The sequence below is a fragment of the Kitasatospora sp. NPDC029312 genome (genome assembly GCF_055569215.1).
In genome coordinates, this window is the sequence record NZ_JBVHXY010000031.1 from 49,488 (window position 1) to 65,207 (window position 15,720).

The following is a 15,720-nucleotide window of genomic DNA, read 5'->3' on the forward strand; positions in this document are numbered from 1 at the left end:
CTGACGGTGCATCACCCGAACACTCCGACGCGGGAGAGAACAGCATGTCGAAACGGATTGCGGTCCTGGCCACCGCGGTCGCGGTACTCGCCGGACCGGCCGTGGCCCCGGCGGCACGGGCCGCCACGGCACCGGCCCCGGTGACCGTCAGCATTGACGGCCGGGTCGCCAACACCGTCCCGGCGGACGCGGTCGGCGTCAACACGCCGTTCTGGAGCGGGCAGTTCACCCGGAGTGACACTCCGCGACTGATCCGCGAGGCGGGCATCACCACCCTGTCGTTCAACGCCGGCGGGCCCGGCGACCTGTACCACTTCGACCACGGGGGCTGGCTCAGCCCTGACCCGTACGGCCCGTACAACGGCCCGGGCGGCTACGGCTACGAGAACTTGGCCCCGCGGTTCAGCTTCGACCGGTTCGCCCGGACGGCGCGGGCCGCCGGGGCCGGCACGCTCGTGCACGTCAACTACGGGACGGGGCCGACCGACACCCGCGAGCACCCCAGCACCGCCGCCGACCCCAAGCCGGGCAGCCCCCAGGAGGCCGCCGACTGGGTGCGCTACGCGAACGTGACGCACGGCTACGGCGTCCGCGACTGGGTGGTCGGCGAGGAGACCTACCTCAACGGCTGGCAGGGCAACGCGGACCCGACCCCGCCGGGCCCCGGCCACGACCTGGAGGTCCGCGAGCCGGACGCCCACCCGGACCGCTCCCCGGCCGCCTACGCGCGCAACAGCATCGAGTACGCGAAGGCCATGAAGGCCGTCGACCCGGACATCCGGGTCGGCATCGAGCTCTTCCCGTACGACCCGGCGCGGCTGGACCTACCGGGGCCCGACGCGCGCGCGAAGGAGTGGGACGAGGCGGTGCTCGGCACCCCGGGGCTGGCCGGGGCGGTCGACTTCGTCGATGTGCACTGGTACCACGCGCGGTTCGCCGGAGCCACCACCGAGGCCGCCCTGCTCGCGGACCCGGCGTCCACCGGGCGCGCCATGGCGACCGTGCGCGCCGCCCTCGACCGGGCCTCGGGGCCCGGGCACCGGATCGACATCGTCGCCGGCGAGACCAACCTCAACAACCAGGGCGACCCGCGCCAGCGGGGCGCGGCGGGCGCGCTCTACCTGCTGGAGGACAACCTGGCGCTGATGGAGAACGGCGTCTCCCAGGTCGACTGGTGGGCCCTCTACAACGGGCCGCAGCCCTTCGGGACCGGCGAATGGGGGGACCTCGGGCTGCTCTCCTCGGGCGAGTGCCCGGCCGACTGGTCCGGCCCGCAGCCGTGCGAGCCGCCGGCCGGGACGCCGTTCGCGCCGTTCCACACGATGAAGCTGCTGACCACCGCCCTCAAGGGCGGCGGGGACCTGCTGACCGCCCGCTCCGACAGTCCTTCGTTCGGCGCCCATGCCGTCCGGCGGACCGACGGCACCCTGGCGGTGGTCGTGGTCAACAAGGATCCACAGAACGCCCAGGCGTTCCACCTCGAACTGCCCGGCGCCTACCGCGTGAGCCGCACCCTCGGCTGGCAGCAGGGCGACGAGGCGCCCACGGTGCGCTACGGGCCGGCGCCGGACTCGCTCGCCCCGTACTCGGCGGCGGTCATCCTGCTCACCCCGCGCGGCTGACGCTCCGAGGACGACCGGCAGGACTTCCGGTCAGCCGGCCCTGTCAGCAGCCGGCCCGGCCTCCGGCCTGCGCCGGGTAGCGGGCGCCGTGGCCCGCGCCCGAGCGGCGGCGGCCGGGCCGGTGGTGGGCCGCCAGACCGGCGGCGCGCGAGGGCCGGGGGCCGGTGCCGAGGCCGCTGAGCTGCGCCCGACCGGTCTCCGTCCGGTCAGTCCTCCCCGAGGACGGCGTAGGTCTCCGCATCACCCGGCTCTCCGCTCTCGTCCTCGGGTGCACCCGACGGACCGGAACGGGCCGGACAAGAACGGGCCGGTCCGCTGACGTCGGACCGGTCGAGGGGGCGGACGGCTTCGGTCGGACCGCCTTCGCGCGCGTCCATGGTGGTCACCTCCGAGGGATGGGGGCGCCCGGCCGGGCGCCGGTATCGACCCCACTGGCTACCCGGGGCCGTGCGGGGCAAACAGGGCGGAGGTTTCACCGGGCCGGGTGCGGTTAACCGCTCGGGCGGAGGAACCAGAGCACCAGAGGTCCGACCGAGGAAACCGAGGCTGACATGACCGCGTTCGGCTACTTCCTGTCCTGCGAGGAGTTCACCCCCGCCCAGCTGGTCGAGCAGGCCAGGATGGCGGAGCAGGCCGGATTCACCCGGCTCGCGATCTCCGACCACTTCCACCCGTGGAACGACGCCCAGGGCAGCAGCCCGTTCGTCTGGGGCGTGATCGGGGCGCTGTCCCAGGTCACCCGGCTGCCGGTGACCACCCTCGTCACCTGCCCCACCGTCCGGCTCCACCCCGCCGTGACGGCCCAGGCGGCGGCGACGGCGGACGTGCAGTTGGACGGCGGCCTGCGGCTCGGCGTGGGGACCGGCGAGGCGCTCAACGAGCACGTCCTCGGCGACCGCTGGCCGCCGTTCGACGTACGGGCCGACATGCTGGAGGAGGCCGTCGGGGTGATGCGCGAACTGTTCACCGGCAGCACGGTCTCCCACCACGGCACCCACTACACCGTCGAGAACGCCCGGCTCTACACCGCGCCGAAGGACAGCCGGCTGCCCGTGTACGTCTCGGCCTTCGGCCCCAAGGCGGCCGAGCGGGCGGCCCGGTTCGCGGACGGACTGGTCACCATGACGCCGGACACCGAACTGATCGGGCGCTACCGCGCGGCGGGCGGAACCGGGCCGGTGATCGGCGGGGTGAAGGTCTGCTGGTCGCAGGACCGCGAGCGGGCGGTCAAGACCGTCCACCGGCTCTGGCCGAGCGAGCTGCTGCCCGGCGAGCTCGCCCAGGTCCTGCCCACTCCCCAGCACTTCGAGCAGGCCACCGAGCTGGTCACCGAGGAGCAGGTCGCCGACGCGGTCACCTGCGGCGACGACCCGCAGGAGCACGCCGACCAGCTGCGCGCCTACGTCGGGGCGGGCTTCGACGAGGTGTACGTCGGCCAGATCGGCCAGGAGCAGGAAGGTTTCTTCGACTTCTACCGCGAGCAGATCCTGCCCCAAGTGGCCTGAGCACCGAGGAGCGTGCCTGTGACCGCTTTCCCGCCCTGGAGCCTGCGCGAGTACGCCTTCCTCGCCGACGGCGAACGCGGCGCGCTGGTGGGCCCGCTCGGTGAGGTGGCCTGGTTGTGCGCTCCCCGCTGGGACTCCGACCCGCTGTTCGCCGGCCTGGTCGGCGGCAGCGGCGTCTACGCGGTGACGCCGGTCGGCCGGTTCGTCCCCGGCGGCTACTACGAGAACGGCGGACTGATCCACCGCAGCCGGTGGGTCACCGAGCAGGGCGTGGTCGAGTGCCGCGAGGCGCTGGCCCTGCCCGCCGATCCGCACCGGCTGGTCCTGCTGCGCCGCGTCACCGCCGAGTACGGACCGGCCCGGCTGCGGATCCGGCTCGCGGCCGGCCAGGGCTTCGGAACGGACCGGGCCCGCAGCCCGCACCGCGCGACGGACGGCTGGACCATCCGCACCGGGCGGATGCACCTGCGCTGGACGGGCGCCGAGACGGCCCGCCCCGACCCGGACGGGCAGCTCACCGCGGAGGTCGCGCTCGACCCGGGCGAGCGGCTGGACCTCGTCCTGGAGGTCGGCGACAGCGGCCCCGACGGCCCGCCGCCCGACCCCGAGCGGTGCTGGCGCGCCACCGAACGCGGCTGGCGGGACGCCGTACCGGCCCTCGACCACACCCTGGACGGGCGCGACGCCCGCTTCTCCTACGCGGTGCTGCGCGGACTCACCTCCTCGGTCACCGGGGGCATGGTCGCCGCGGCGACCACCAGCCTGCCCGAACGCGCCGAGGAGGGCCGCAACTACGACTACCGCTACGTCTGGATCCGGGACCAGTGCCTGGCCGGGCAGGCCGTCGCCGCCTGCGGCCCGTACCCCCTCCTGGACGACGCGGTGCGCTTCACCACCGCCCGGCTGGTGGAGCACGGCCCGCGGATCGCCCCGGCGTACACCGTGACCGGCGGCCGGGTGCCCGACCAGCGCACCGTCGACCTGCCCGGCTACCCGGGCGGCCACGACCAGGTCGGCAACCAGATCACCCGGCAGTTCCAACTGGACTCCTTCGGCGAGGCGTTGCTGCTGTTCGCGGCGGCCGCCCGGCACGACCGGCTGAGCCCCGACGCCCACCGCGCGGTCCGTACCGCCGCCGCGTCCATCGCCGCCCGGTGGCGCGAACCGGACGCCGGGATCTGGGAGTTGGGCGAGCGGAGGTGGACCCACAGCCGGCTGATCTGCGCCGCCGGTCTACGCGCGGTCACCCGCCCGCAGGTGGCCGGGGCGGCCGGGCTGTCGGCCGGGCTCGCGGCCGAGTGGAACGCGCTGGCCGACCGGCTGCTGGCGCACACCGCCCGGCACTCGCTGCATCCCTCCGGCCGGTGGCAGCGCTCCCCCGACGACCCGGCGCCCGATCTCGCCCTGCTGCTGCCGCCGGTGCGCGGCTGCCCCTCCCCCGACGATCCGCGCACCGTCGCCACCCTGCGCGCCTGCCGCGAGGAACTGACCGACGGGCACTACGCCTACCGGTTCCGGCACGACGAGCGCCCGCTCGCCGAGGCCGAGGGCGCGTTCGTGCTCTGCGGCTTCCTGCTGGCGCTCGCCGAGCACCAGCAGGGCCACACCGTGGAGGCGGCCCGGTGGTTCGAGACCACCCGCGGACTCTGCGGCTCGGCGGGGCTGTTCTCCGAGGAGTACGACGTCGCCCAGCGCCAGCAGCGCGGCAACCTGCCGCAGGCCTTCGTGCACGCGATGCTGCTGGAGTCCGCCGCCCGCCTGGCGCTTCCCCCCGGCAGCTGACCGACCCGGCAGCTGACCGACCCGGCAGCTGACCGCCGGCAACCGCCGCGTCAGCCGGTTCAGCTGTCCGGTCAACTGCCGGGTCCGGCGCCGTCCGGTTGGCCGTGCAGGTGGTAGACCGCGAAGGCCCGCCCGATGACCGGCTGGGCGACGTTGCGCACCCGCACGCCGCAGGCGGTGAGGCCGCGTTCGGTGCCGAGGTGGGCGTGGCCGTGCACGGCCAGGTCCGCCCCGGCCTCGTCGATGGCCTCGGCGAGCAGGTAGCTGCCCAGGAACGGGTAGATCTCGGGCGGCTCCCCGGCCAGGGTGTCCGGCACCGGGGCGAAGTGGGTCAGCGCGATCCGCAGGTCGCAGCCCTCGGCGGTGAGCCGGTCCAGTGCGTCGCGCAGCCCGTCCGCACAGTGCCGGGAGTGCCGGATGAAGGCCTTCATCTCCGGTTCGCCGAACTCGCCGCCGCTACGGCCGGCGAAGCCGCCGCCGAAGCCCTTGGTACCGGCCACGCCGACGAGCTGCCCGTCCACCCGGACCACGGTCGAGCTGCGTTCCAGCACCTGCACCCCGTAGGAGTTGAGGATCCGGGTGACCTCGTCCGCCCGGCCGGCGTCGTAGTCGTGGTTGCCGAGGACCGCGACCACTGGCACGGGTAGTCCGGCCACCTCCTCCCCCACCACCACGGCCTCCTCCGGGGTGCCGTGCCGGGTCAGGTCACCGGCCAGCAGCAGCAGGTCCGCCAGGCCGGCCACGGAGGTGAAGGCGGGCCTCAGCGCGCCCCGGCTGTCCGGGCCCAGGTGGATGTCCCCCACGGCGGCCACCCGGATCACGGCAGGTCCTCCGCGCCCACCGGCGGCCGGCCGTCGGCCAGCGCGATGTCGGTGTACACCGTGAGGCCCGCCAGGGCCTCGGCGACGATGCGCTGGACGGCCACGCGGCGCTGCTCGGTCGCCACCGTGCCGGACACGGTGACGTGAGTGCCGTGCAGTTCGATCCGCAGGCCGAGTTCGCCGACCTCGTCGTCGGCCAGCCGGTCGCGCAGATGGGCGAGCCGGTACTCGGTGTCGTCGGAAGCTCTCATGGGGCGGCCTCCTCCGGTTCGATCACCTGGAGCCGTTCCAGGAGGAAGAGGAAGGCGGCCGCCATCGGCGCGTCCCCGCGCTCGGCGCGGACCCGCCGCCAGTCGACCTTCTCCCGCAGCGGGCGCACCACCGAGAGCACCGCCCCGAAGTCGCAGTGGTGTTCGGAGAAGGCCGCGAGCAGGCTGCCGACCAGGTCGGTGGCGGAGAGCACCGGCATGTGCACCGAGTCCACCGGCAGCACTTCGGCGCGCTCCAGCAGCTCGGAGGTGACCGGGCGTTTGGCGAGTTCGAGGATGAGGTCGATGTCCTGGCCCAGGCACCGGGCCTTGATCAGCCAGTCCTCCGGCGGGAGGAACACCTGGAGCCCGGCCTCGCGCAGGGTGCGGGTGACGGCGTCGACGTCCTCCCGGCGGATGCAGAAGTCGGCGTCGTGCTGGAGGCGCACCACGGCTCCGTGCGCGTAGGCGGCCACGCCGCCCGCCAGCGCGAACGGGTGGTCCTTGGCCTTCAGCAGCGAGGCGATCCGCTTCGCCGCCTCCAGGATCGCCTGGGTGCGGTCCGGGGGCAGCTGCCCGGTGGTCTCGCCGTGTGGCCATTCGTCCACCCGCGGGCGCGGCGGCCGGGGCGGATCGGGTTCTTCGACGCGGTGGTCCATCGCGTCCTCCTCCTCGGCCCTGCGTTTCGGGGCGCTTCCACGGCTACCCCGGCGGCGGGGATTCACTCCGGGCGCCCGCCACTCCCGCCGGCGCGCTCCGGCCGGCCCGCTCCGGCTGCCCGCCTGCCCCCCAGCCACCTACTCCACCTGAACGGCGATCAGGCAGGTGTCGTCGTCGGTGTCGGCGGAGCTGAGGGCGAGCAGCCGGTCGAGGTAGCCCTCCAGGTCACGGCCGGGGGACCCGGCGGCGCGGATCAGCTGGTCGACGGACTCCTCGACCGGGCGGTCCCGGCGCTCGACGAGGCCGTCGGTGTACAGCAGCAGGACGTCGCCGGGCACCAGCTGCACCGTGTGCTCCTCGTACCAGGCGTCCTCCAGGGCGCCGAGCAGTACGCCGTGCGGCAGCGGCAGCAGTTCGGCGCTGCCCGGCCCGAGCAGGACCGGCGGCAGGTGCCCGGCCCGGGCCCAGCGCAGCCGCCCGCCCGCCGGGTCGAACAGGGCGCACACGGCGGTGGCGGTGACCTGGCCGGGCTCCCGCAGTGCCACCGTGTTGGCCCACTCCAGCAGCCGCGCCGGGCCGGCCCCGGTGACGGCCAGGCCGCGCAGCGCGTGCCGCAGGGCGACCATCCCGGTGGCCGCACCGACGCCGTGGCCCGCCACGTCGCCGACGGCCAGCAGGACGCGCTTGTCGGGCAGCGGCAGCACGTCGTACCAGTCTCCGCCGACCCGGTCGCGCTGGGCCGCCGGGCGGTAGCGCACGGCGACCTGGAGGCCGGCGGTGGTCAGGGCGGGCGGCGCGGCGGGCAGGATGGCCTGCTGGAGCCGCAGGGCCAGCTGCTCGCGCTCGGCCGCCTGGTGCTCGGTGTCGGCGAGGCGGGCCCGGGTGGCGCCGAGGGCGACCTCGGTCGAGTGCTGGGCGGAGACGTCCTGGTAGGCACCGCGGATCGCGGTGATCCGGCCCTCGTCGTCGAGGACGGGCTCGGCGATCACCCGGGTGTAGCGGTGGGTGCCGTCGGGCTGGGCGAGCCGGAAGACCGCGGAGGCGGTGCGGTGGCGGCGGCCCACCCGGTCCAGCAGGCGGCGGACCGCCGGGACGTCGTCGGGGTGGACGTGCCGGGTGAGCCGTCCCAGTGGCACCGGGTCGGCCTCCGGCGGTAGGCCGAAGAGCTCGCGCAGACCCGCGCTCCACTGGGCCCGGCTGCCGTCGGGGCTCTCCTCGAACCCGGCCACCCGGGCCAGCCGCTGGGCCTGGTCCAGCAGCCCGGTCCGCTCGTCGAGCCCGGCCCGGCCCTGCTCCCGGTCACGCCCCTGCTGCCACTCGACCAGCAGCCGGCCGTGCAGCGGCGCGACCGCGAGCAGGACGGTGTCGGGGACGGCGAGCCCGCCGCGGCTGAAGACCAGCCGCAGGTTCTGCCCGGGCAGCGGCTCGCCGGTCTCGTGCACCCGCACCAGCCGCGGGAACAGGCCGGTGGCCGAGGCGAGCGGGTAGGCCTCCAGCAGCGAGCCCCCTTCGAGCAGGGGCCGGGGGCGCCCCAGCGGATCGCGGAACCGGGTGTTGGCCCGCAGGATCGTGAAGTCCACGACCCGGCCGTCCCGCAGGATCGGCTCCAGCAGCAGAGCCGGCATGGCGAGCCCCTCCAGGAAGTCCGGGGAGTCCTCGGGCAGCGCGGCGGGCCCGCTCTCGCACAGGAGGGTCGCGCACAGGTCGGCGAGCGCCCGCAGCTGGCGGCGCTGCGGCCCGCCCAGGGCCGGGGCGGGCGCCTGCCAGAGGACCTCCAGCGCGCCCCGGCACCGGCCGCCGTCGACCATCGGCAGCACCGCCCGTGCCGAGCCGGTACCGACCGAGGGGCCTTCGCTCCCCGGCTCTCCCGGCCACAGCTCCGTTCCCCCGGCGACGGAGCGCTGCGCCGGCGTGGGGAGCCCGGGCGGGACGCGGCTCCACGGGGTGGCCTCGGCGGCGGAGAGCCCGGCGTGCGCCGCGAGGGCGAGGACGCCGCCGGGCAGGCGCTGCCAGACGACGACGGCGTGGGCGCCGAGTGCGGTCCCCACCTGCTCCAGCACCGATTCGGCGGCGCGCTGCAGGTCGGGGACGGCGGCGAGCGCGGACGGGACGGTAGCGGCGGCGTCGGCGGGCGCGGACGGGAGGCCGGGCCCGGGGGCGGGCAGTCCGGCGACCTCGGCGGCCAGCGAGGTCACGGGCACCCCCGCCTCGCGCGCCAGACGGGCGAGGTGGACCGCCGCCTCGGTGGGCAGGAGGCCGAGGCGTTCGGCGAGGATCCCGGTGGCCAGGTCGACGGCCGAACGGCCGCGGGCCCCGGCCTGGAGTCGCCGGAGCTCGTCCTGGAGCCGACGGACGGTCGCGGCCAGGGCCTCCGCCGTTGGGTCCGCCGTTGGGCCCGCCGTTGGGTCCGGGAACTGGCTCGTGTCGGTCATCTCGCGTCCAGCCGGTCGGCCTTCCCGCAGGGAGCCGCCGGAGTGCGTCCGGGAGGGACGTCTCCGGGCGGGGGGGGGACGGCGAGTGCCGCCCTGCTCCCACTGTGCCACCGGCGGCCCCTGGCGGCAGCCCGCCGTCCCGGTCTCAGCGGGCCGGCCGCCCCAGCAGGCTCCGCTCGAGGTCGGCCAGCAGTTCGGCGGTGTCGCGGTGGACCTCGGCGGCGCCCGCGCCGAGGAGTTCCCGGGCGTCGGAGCCGCCGGTCTCCACCGCGATGCACGGCACCCGCGCCCGGCCGGCCGCCGTCACGTCCCAGACGGTGTCGCCGATGAACACGGCGTGTTCGGGCTCCGCCTCCGCCAGGTCCAGGGCGGCGTGGACCAGGTCGGGGGCGGGCTTGGTGGCGCTGACGTCGTCGGCGGAGGTGGCCGCGCTGATCACGTCGTCCGCGTCGAGTACCCGGCGCAGCACCCCGAGCTCGCGTTCGGACGCGGAGGTGGCGAGGATGACCCGCCAGCCCCGGTGGGCGCAGGCGCGCAGCAGGTCGGCGGCGCGCGGCAGCGGCTGGATCTGCGGCCAGAACCGGGCGTACAGGGCGTCGTGGGCGCTGGTGATGGCTTCGTCGTCGCCGTGGTCCCGCTCGCTGCCGAGCAGGTGGTCGAGGAGCTGGTCGGATCCCATGCCGACGGCCCGGTGGACCCGGGAGGTGGGGACGGTCCGGTCGTACTGCCGGAGCGCCTCCCACCAGGCGAGGGCGTGGAAGTACGCGGTGTCGAGCAGGGTGCCGTCGACGTCGAAGAGCGCCGCCGGGGTCGTGGTCATGGTCTCCTCCTTCCGGTCGGCCCCCGGTGGGGCCGCGGGCGTGCGCGGCTGTGGCCGGTCGTGTTCACGACGGCGCCCGCAGTCCGGAGCGTTCGCCCGCCGCCAGCAGGCCGGCCGCGCGGTCGACCAGGGCCATGATGGTCAGCGCCGGGTTGGCGCTGCCCTGGGTGGGCAGCACGCTGCCGTCGGTGATCAGCAGGTTGGGTACGGCGAAGGTGCGCAGCCGGTGGTCCACCACGCCGGCCAGCGGGTGGTCGGCCATCCGGCAGCCGCCGACCAGGTGGGCGTAGCGGTCGATGGTGATGACCTCGCTCGCCCCGGCGGCCCGCAGGATGGACTCCATGACCCCGCGGGCGGCGGCGATCAGCTGCCGGTCGTTGTCGCACTGGGAGTAGGCGAACTGGGCCACCGGGAGGCCGTGCCGGTCGGTCTCGGCGGCGAGGGTGACCCGGTTGTCGGCTTGGGGCAGCAGTTCGGCGACGGCGCCGAGGGTGGCCCAGTGGACGTAGTCGGAGAGGTAGGCGCGCAGGTCGGCGCCCCAGTGGCCCTGGGCGACGACGTGTTCGGCCCAGGTGATCGGCAGCGGGGAGGTGTTCTGGATGGCGAAGCCTCGCTTGTAGGGCTTGGCCGGGTCGGTCTCGTAGTACTGCTCGGTGGACACCTCGGGCGGCGGGGCCTTGTAGGCGCGGATCTCCTCCTCGAAGCGGCCGGAGGTCTGCGGGGCGCCCTGCACCATCATGTAGCGGCCGACGAGGTCGTGGTCGTTGCACAGGCCGTCGGGGAAGCGCTTGGAGGTGGAGTTGAGCAGCAGCCGCGGGGTCTCGATGGCGTACCCGGCGATGGCGACGGTGCGGGCGCGTTGGAGATGTTCGCGGCTGCGGTGGAAGTAGCGGACGCCCCGGGCGAGTCCCTCGTGGTCGAGTTCGACGGCCGCGGCCATGCAGTCGGCGCGGATCTCGGCGCCGTGTGCGAGGGCGTCGGGGACGTGGGTGATCAGCGGGGAGGCCTTGGCGTTGACCTTGCAGCCCTGGAGGCAGAAGCCCCGGTAGATGCAGTGCGGGCGGCGGCCGAAGCGGCCGTTGGCGATGGCGACCGGGCCGACCCGGGCCTCGATGCCGAGGGCGGCGGCGCCGCGCAGGAAGACCTCGCCGTTGCCACCGACGGGGTGCGGGGGATGCGGGTAGGGGTGGGGGTCGCCCCAGGGCCAGTACTGGCCGGCGACGGGGAGTTCGTACTCCACGCGCCGGTAGGACTCGCGCAGGTCCTCGTAGTCGATCGGCCAGTCGGCACCGACGCCGTCGAGGGTGTGGGTGCGGAAGTCCGAGGGGTGGAGGCGCGGCGCGTAGCCGGCGAAGTGGACCATCGAACCGCCCACGCCGCGGCCGGAGTTGTTGGAGCCGAGCGGCACCGGGTCGGAGCCGGAGATGAGCCGCGGCTCGGTCCAGTACAGGTGGTGCGAGGCGGCCTCGTCGCTGACCCAGTCGGTGAGCGGGTCCCAGAACGGCCCGGCCTCCAGCACGACGACGCTCCAGCCCCGGCGGGCCATCCGCTGGGCGAGGGTGGCGCCGCCCGCGCCGCAGCCGACGATCAGCAGGTCGACCTCGTCTGAGTCCGCGTAGCGCCGCATGTCGCGCAGCAGGGTGTGGTCGAAGCCGTGCCCGTGCTCGGGCAGCAGCCACGCGGAGGCGTTGGAGCGGCGCACGTCGCGCTGGGCGGCCGCGTTGGCCCGTACGGTCTCGGCGGCGGCGCGCAGCCGGGAGTGCCGGCCGGGGTCGGTGGCGGGCGGCACCGGGGCGGGCGGCTGGTCGTCGGGCGGCCGGGGCGGTCGCGAGTGGGCGTCCGCGACCTCCCAGGGCTCGCGCCGGTCGACGCCCAGGCGCAGGTAGCCGCGCGGGTGGGCGGGGCCGCCGAAGCCGATCTCGTTCCAGGCGGTGGGGTGGGAGTAGTAGGCGGTGCAGGCGTACCTGGTCCACAGGCTCCAGACGTGCTGGGCGGGCAGTCCGTGCCAGCGCTCGCCGTGGAGTTCCTGGACCCGGCCGACCAGGGCCCGCTGCTGGACCTCGGTGAGTGCGGCGAAGGGGCCGTCCGCGTCCTCGTCGAGGGCGCGCAGGGTGCGCCGCCAGGCCTCGTCGTCGGGCGGCATGTCGGCGTAGTGCCAGCCGTCGGTCTCCATCTCGGCGAGCCGGGCGTCGATCATCGGCAGCAGCGGGACGTCGGGGTGGTCGAGCAGTAGGTCGAGCAGGGCGCGGGCGGTGGCCTCCTCGGCGGGTGTGAAGAAGCGCAGCGGGGGCAGCGGGCCGGTGCGGGCCAGGACGGCGGCCACCGTCTCGCGGTCCCAGTGGCGGGACTGGCTGAGCGCGTCGTAGCCGGGGAAGCGCGGCTCAGGCATCGCGCGACTCCCGGCGCAGTACGGCGGCGACCAGGCCCATCCCTCCGACCATGCTCATCAGCAGCGGGGCGAACAGCGGGGGCCCCATCTCGACGTTGTAGCGGGCCATCGCCCAGCCGCCGGGCTTCTGGGCGACGCCGCGCACGTGCAGCCAGGTGCCCTGGAGACCGTTGGCGGTGATGGCGGCGGAGGCGACCGGCAGCAGGGTGCGGGCCATCTTCGGGCTGAGTGCCCCGGCCACCCCGGCCACCGCGCCGACCGGTCCGAGCAGGACCGGCCACCACATGACGCGGTTGCCGAAGCCGGCCCGGTCGTGCTCCAGGTAGATCTCGGCGGCCGTGATCACGGAGCCGGCGCCGGTGACCATGGCCAGCGAGCGCTGGAAGCGCCCGGTGCGGACGTTGCGCACCGCGAGGTCGACGCCGCGCCGGGCCAGCTCAGTGACGGCCATGCCGGCCCCCGAACGACGGCAGGAACTCCTGGAGCTTCGCCTTGAAGCCCTGGCGGACCATCGCCGCGCGGTCCGCGTCCCCGCGCAGCACGGAGGTGGCGGCGGCCTGGATCTGGTCCCAGGTGGCGTGCGGCGGGATCGGCGGCACGGCCGGGTCGGTGCGCAGTTCGAGCACGAACGGACGGTCGGCGGCAAGGGCTCGCTGCCAGCCGTCCTGGACGTCCTCCGGCGCGTCCGCCCGTTCGGCGCCGAGGCCGAGGCTGCGGGCGAAGCCGGCGTAGTCGACGTCCGGCAGTTCCTGGGAGGGGAGGAAGCTGGGCGCGCCCTCCATGGCCCGCAGCTCCCAGGTGACCTGGTTGAGGTCGCAGTTGTTGAGCACCGCGACCACCAGCCGCGGGTCGTCCCAGCGCTGCCAGTACTTGGCGATGGTGATCAGCTCGGCGAGGCCGTTCATCTGCATCGCGCCGTCGCCGACCAGGGCGATGGCGGGCCGGTCCGGGTGGGCGAACTTGGCACCGATCGCGTAGGGGACGCCGGGGCCCATGGTGGCCAGGGTCCCGGACAGCGAGCCGCGCATCCCGCCGCGGAAGCGCAGGTGCCGGGCGTACCAGTTGGCGGCGGAGCCGGAGTCGGCGGTGACCATGGCGTCGTCGGGCAGCAGGTGGTCGAGGGTGTGGATCGCGTACTCGGGGTTGATCGGGTCCGCCCCGACCTGGGCCCGCCGCTCCATGACCTGCCACCAGCGCTCGGTGTTGTCGCTGACGGTGCGCTGCCAGTCGCGGTCCTCCTTGCGGACCAGCAGCGGCAGCAGGGCGTCCAGGGTCCGGGCGGCGTCGCCGACGAGGTTGACCTCGTACGGGTAGCGCAGGCCCACCATGAAGGGGTCGAGGTCGATCTGCACGGCCCTGGCCTGGCCGAACTCCGGCAGGAACTGGGTGTACGGGAAGCTGGAGCCGATGGTGAGCAGGGTGTCGCAGTCACGCATCAGCTCGTAGGAGGGGCGGGTGCCGAGCAGGCCGATCGCCCCGGTGACGTACGGCAGCGTGTCGGGCAGCGCGTCCTTGCCGAGCAGCGCCTTGGCCACGCCGGCGCCGAGCAGTTCGGCGGTCCGCTCGACCTGCTCGCGGGCGTGCCGGGCGCCCTGGCCGACCAGCATCGCGACCTTGCGTCCCGAGTTGAGCACGTCCGCGGCCCGGCGCAGTTCGCCGTCCTCGGGGACGACCGTCCAGCGCGGGCTGCCGAGGCTGGAGGGCACCATCTTGAAGGCGTGCTCGGGCGGGCTGTAGTCCAGTTCCTGGACGTCGGCGGGCACGATCACGGCGGTGACGGTGCGGCGGGCGGTGGCGGTGCGCAGCGCGCGGTCGAGCACGTTGGGCAGCTGTTCGGGGACGGTCACCATCTGGCAGTACTCGGCGGCGACGTCCTTGAACAGGCTCAGCAGGTCGACCTCCTGCTGGTAGGAGCCGCCCATGGCGCTGCGGTTGGTCTGTCCGACGATCGCCACCACGGGGACGTGGTCGAGTTTGGCGTCGTACAGGCCGTTGAGCAGGTGGATCGCGCCCGGGCCGGAGGTCGCGGCGCACACCGCGGTGCGGCCGGAGAACTTGGCGTAGCCGACCGCCTCGAAGGCCGCCATCTCCTCGTGCCGGGCCTGGACGAAGACGGGGTTGTTGTCGGCGCGGCCCCAGGCGGCCATCAGCCCGTTGATGCCGTCACCGGGGTAGCCGAAGACGTAGCGGACGTCCCAGGCACGCAGTCGTTCCAGGATGTGGTCGGAAACCTTCGGGGACACAGTGCTCCTCCTTCTCGCGCTCCGTGCTTCTCGTGCTCCGTGCGACTTCTCTTCTGCCTCGGCCCTTCCCCTCGACACGACGGTCCCCCGCAGCGCGGGTAACCGCTGCGGGGGACCGGAAACGCCCGACCGGGAGGAAGGTCAGCCGGCTTCCTCCTGTTCGTCGGCCCACCCGGGCGCGTCCTCGTCCTCCAGCTGCTCGCGCAGCAGGGTCAGCGTGGCGCTCAGCAGCCGGGAGACGTGCATCTGGGAGACGCCGATCCGGTCGGCGATCTCGGACTGGGTGCAGCCGTCCCAGAAGCGGAGCTTGAGGACCTTCTGCTCGCGTTCGGGCAGCTTGGCCAGGAGCGGGCGCACCGCGGTGCGGAAGTCGGCGAGCTCGATGCCGGGATCGCAGCTGCCGAGCCGGTCCAGCAGCGCGCTGCCGGTCTCGTCGGTGTTCTGCTCGCGCAGGGCGTCCAGCGAGCTGGGGCGGTAGACCCGGCCGGCCACCAGTCCCTCGGTGGCCTCCGCCACGCTGAGGTGGAGGTCCTCGGCGATCTCCTCGGGTTGCGGAAGGCGGCCGAGTTCCTGTTCGAGCCGGTCGGAGCCGCGGGCGACGGTCAGGTACAGCTCCTGCATGCTGCGCGGCACCCGGACCGGCCAGGAGGTGTCGCGGAAGAACCGCTTGATCTCACCGGCGATGGTGGGGATGGCGTAGGTGACGAACTCGACGCCGCGTGCCGGATCGAACCCGTCGACGGCCTTGATCAGGCCGATCGTACCCACCTGGAGGATGTCGTCCATGTCCTCCGCGCGGTGCCGGAAGCGGGCCGCGATGAACCGGACGAGCGGCATGTTGAGTTCGATGATCGTGCCGCGGACGTAGCTGTAGGCGTGGGTCTCGTGGGCGAGCCCGGCCAGGCGCTCGAACAGCGCGTCGCTGAGTTCACGCGCCTCGGTCTTGCCCATCGAGCGCAGTTCGGCCTCGGTCGGCCTCGGTGGCAGGTCGGGCTCGGTGCCCGACGGCACGGCGGCGGTCCGGTCGCCGGTGCGAGGTGTTTCCAGGGAGGTGGACACTGGTCTCTCCAGGTGACGGGGTGAACGCCTGGTGACGCCCGGCGGGCTCGCACCCGCGCGTCGAGGCTTCTTCCCCAGGACCCGCGCCATCGGGCGGGCCCCGGTGCACCCGTGTTCGGGTGCCGGGCGGCCGTTCGTC

The 15,720-nt window shown here is 74.7% G+C and carries 12 protein-coding genes; 3 read left to right on the forward strand and 9 right to left on the reverse strand.

Translation table 11 applies throughout. From position 1 onward, the window contains the following. Window positions 1-44: 44 nt before the first annotated feature. The 3 genes from ACZ4WV_RS24160 to ACZ4WV_RS24170 all read left to right on the forward strand — a co-directional run bounded on the left by ACZ4WV_RS24160 (window position 45) and on the right by ACZ4WV_RS24170 (window position 4,909). A complete protein-coding gene (locus ACZ4WV_RS24160; protein WP_465750007.1) occupies window positions 45-1,622 on the forward strand; it encodes a hypothetical protein in 1,578 nt (525 codons plus the stop codon). 551 nt (window positions 1,623-2,173) lie between these two features. Then, entirely contained in the window at window positions 2,174-3,127 is a 954-nt protein-coding gene (locus ACZ4WV_RS24165; protein ID WP_465750009.1) for a TIGR03557 family F420-dependent LLM class oxidoreductase, read from the forward strand. 12 nt (window positions 3,128-3,139) lie between these two features. Then, entirely contained in the window at window positions 3,140-4,909 is a 1,770-nt protein-coding gene (locus ACZ4WV_RS24170; RefSeq protein ID WP_465750011.1) for a glycoside hydrolase family 15 protein, read from the forward strand. A 71-nt stretch (window positions 4,910-4,980) separates the two neighbouring features. Here ACZ4WV_RS24170 and ACZ4WV_RS24175 read toward each other — a convergent pair whose 3' ends face one another. The 9 genes from ACZ4WV_RS24175 to ACZ4WV_RS24215 form a co-directional block, all read right to left on the reverse strand. Then, complete coding sequence (locus tag ACZ4WV_RS24175) at window positions 4,981-5,730, reverse strand: metallophosphoesterase family protein (RefSeq protein WP_465750013.1); 750 nt, start codon at window positions 5,728-5,730, stop codon at window positions 4,981-4,983. Further along, on the reverse strand, window positions 5,727-5,981 hold the full coding sequence (locus ACZ4WV_RS24180) for a hypothetical protein (protein WP_465750015.1): 255 nt from the start codon (window positions 5,979-5,981) through the stop codon (window positions 5,727-5,729). Before ACZ4WV_RS24180 ends, ACZ4WV_RS24175 begins: the two co-directional genes overlap by 4 nt. Continuing rightward, window positions 5,978-6,637 (reverse strand): nucleotidyltransferase family protein, encoded by a 660-nt coding sequence (locus ACZ4WV_RS24185; RefSeq protein ID WP_465750017.1) that lies wholly within the window; start codon window positions 6,635-6,637, stop codon window positions 5,978-5,980. The genes ACZ4WV_RS24180 and ACZ4WV_RS24185 overlap by 4 nt, the downstream gene beginning before the upstream one ends. A 138-nt stretch (window positions 6,638-6,775) precedes the next feature. Then, window positions 6,776-9,070 carry a SpoIIE family protein phosphatase gene (locus ACZ4WV_RS24190; RefSeq protein WP_465750019.1) on the reverse strand — a complete coding sequence of 765 codons (2,295 nt, stop codon included), beginning with the start codon at window positions 9,068-9,070 and terminating at the stop codon, window positions 6,776-6,778. Window positions 9,071-9,215: 145 nt separating this feature from the next. Beyond that, window positions 9,216-9,890, reverse strand: a complete 675-nt coding sequence (locus ACZ4WV_RS24195) for an HAD family hydrolase (protein WP_465750021.1) — start codon at window positions 9,888-9,890, stop codon at window positions 9,216-9,218. A 64-nt stretch (window positions 9,891-9,954) separates the two neighbouring features. Next, complete coding sequence (locus tag ACZ4WV_RS24200; protein WP_465750023.1) at window positions 9,955-12,279, reverse strand: GMC family oxidoreductase; 2,325 nt, start codon at window positions 12,277-12,279, stop codon at window positions 9,955-9,957. Further along, complete coding sequence (locus ACZ4WV_RS24205) at window positions 12,272-12,730, reverse strand: hypothetical protein (RefSeq protein ID WP_465750025.1); 459 nt, start codon at window positions 12,728-12,730, stop codon at window positions 12,272-12,274. The genes ACZ4WV_RS24200 and ACZ4WV_RS24205 overlap by 8 nt, the downstream gene beginning before the upstream one ends. Further along, complete coding sequence (locus tag ACZ4WV_RS24210; protein ID WP_465750027.1) at window positions 12,717-14,522, reverse strand: thiamine pyrophosphate-requiring protein; 1,806 nt, start codon at window positions 14,520-14,522, stop codon at window positions 12,717-12,719. The genes ACZ4WV_RS24205 and ACZ4WV_RS24210 overlap by 14 nt, the downstream gene beginning before the upstream one ends. A gap of 141 nt (window positions 14,523-14,663) precedes the next feature. Then, window positions 14,664-15,671, reverse strand: a complete 1,008-nt coding sequence (locus ACZ4WV_RS24215) for a SigB/SigF/SigG family RNA polymerase sigma factor (protein ID WP_465750029.1) — start codon at window positions 15,669-15,671, stop codon at window positions 14,664-14,666. Window positions 15,672-15,720: the final 49 nt, after the last annotated feature.

Coding starts and splice junctions, on each gene's coding strand:
- ACZ4WV_RS24190 (WP_465750019.1), bottom strand. CDS start 9,070: ATGACCGACACGAGCCAGTTCCCGGACCCAACGGCGGGCCCAACGGCG.
- ACZ4WV_RS24195 (WP_465750021.1), bottom strand. CDS start 9,890: ATGACCACGACCCCGGCGGCGCTCTTCGACGTCGACGGCACCCTGCTC.
- ACZ4WV_RS24185 (WP_465750017.1), bottom strand. CDS start 6,637: ATGGACCACCGCGTCGAAGAACCCGATCCGCCCCGGCCGCCGCGCCCG.
- ACZ4WV_RS24200 (WP_465750023.1), bottom strand. CDS start 12,279: ATGCCTGAGCCGCGCTTCCCCGGCTACGACGCGCTCAGCCAGTCCCGC.
- ACZ4WV_RS24160 (WP_465750007.1), top strand. CDS start 45: ATGTCGAAACGGATTGCGGTCCTGGCCACCGCGGTCGCGGTACTCGCC.
- ACZ4WV_RS24205 (WP_465750025.1), bottom strand. CDS start 12,730: ATGGCCGTCACTGAGCTGGCCCGGCGCGGCGTCGACCTCGCGGTGCGC.
- ACZ4WV_RS24215 (WP_465750029.1), bottom strand. CDS start 15,671: ATGGCGCGGGTCCTGGGGAAGAAGCCTCGACGCGCGGGTGCGAGCCCG.
- ACZ4WV_RS24180 (WP_465750015.1), bottom strand. CDS start 5,981: ATGAGAGCTTCCGACGACACCGAGTACCGGCTCGCCCATCTGCGCGAC.
- ACZ4WV_RS24165 (WP_465750009.1), top strand. CDS start 2,174: ATGACCGCGTTCGGCTACTTCCTGTCCTGCGAGGAGTTCACCCCCGCC.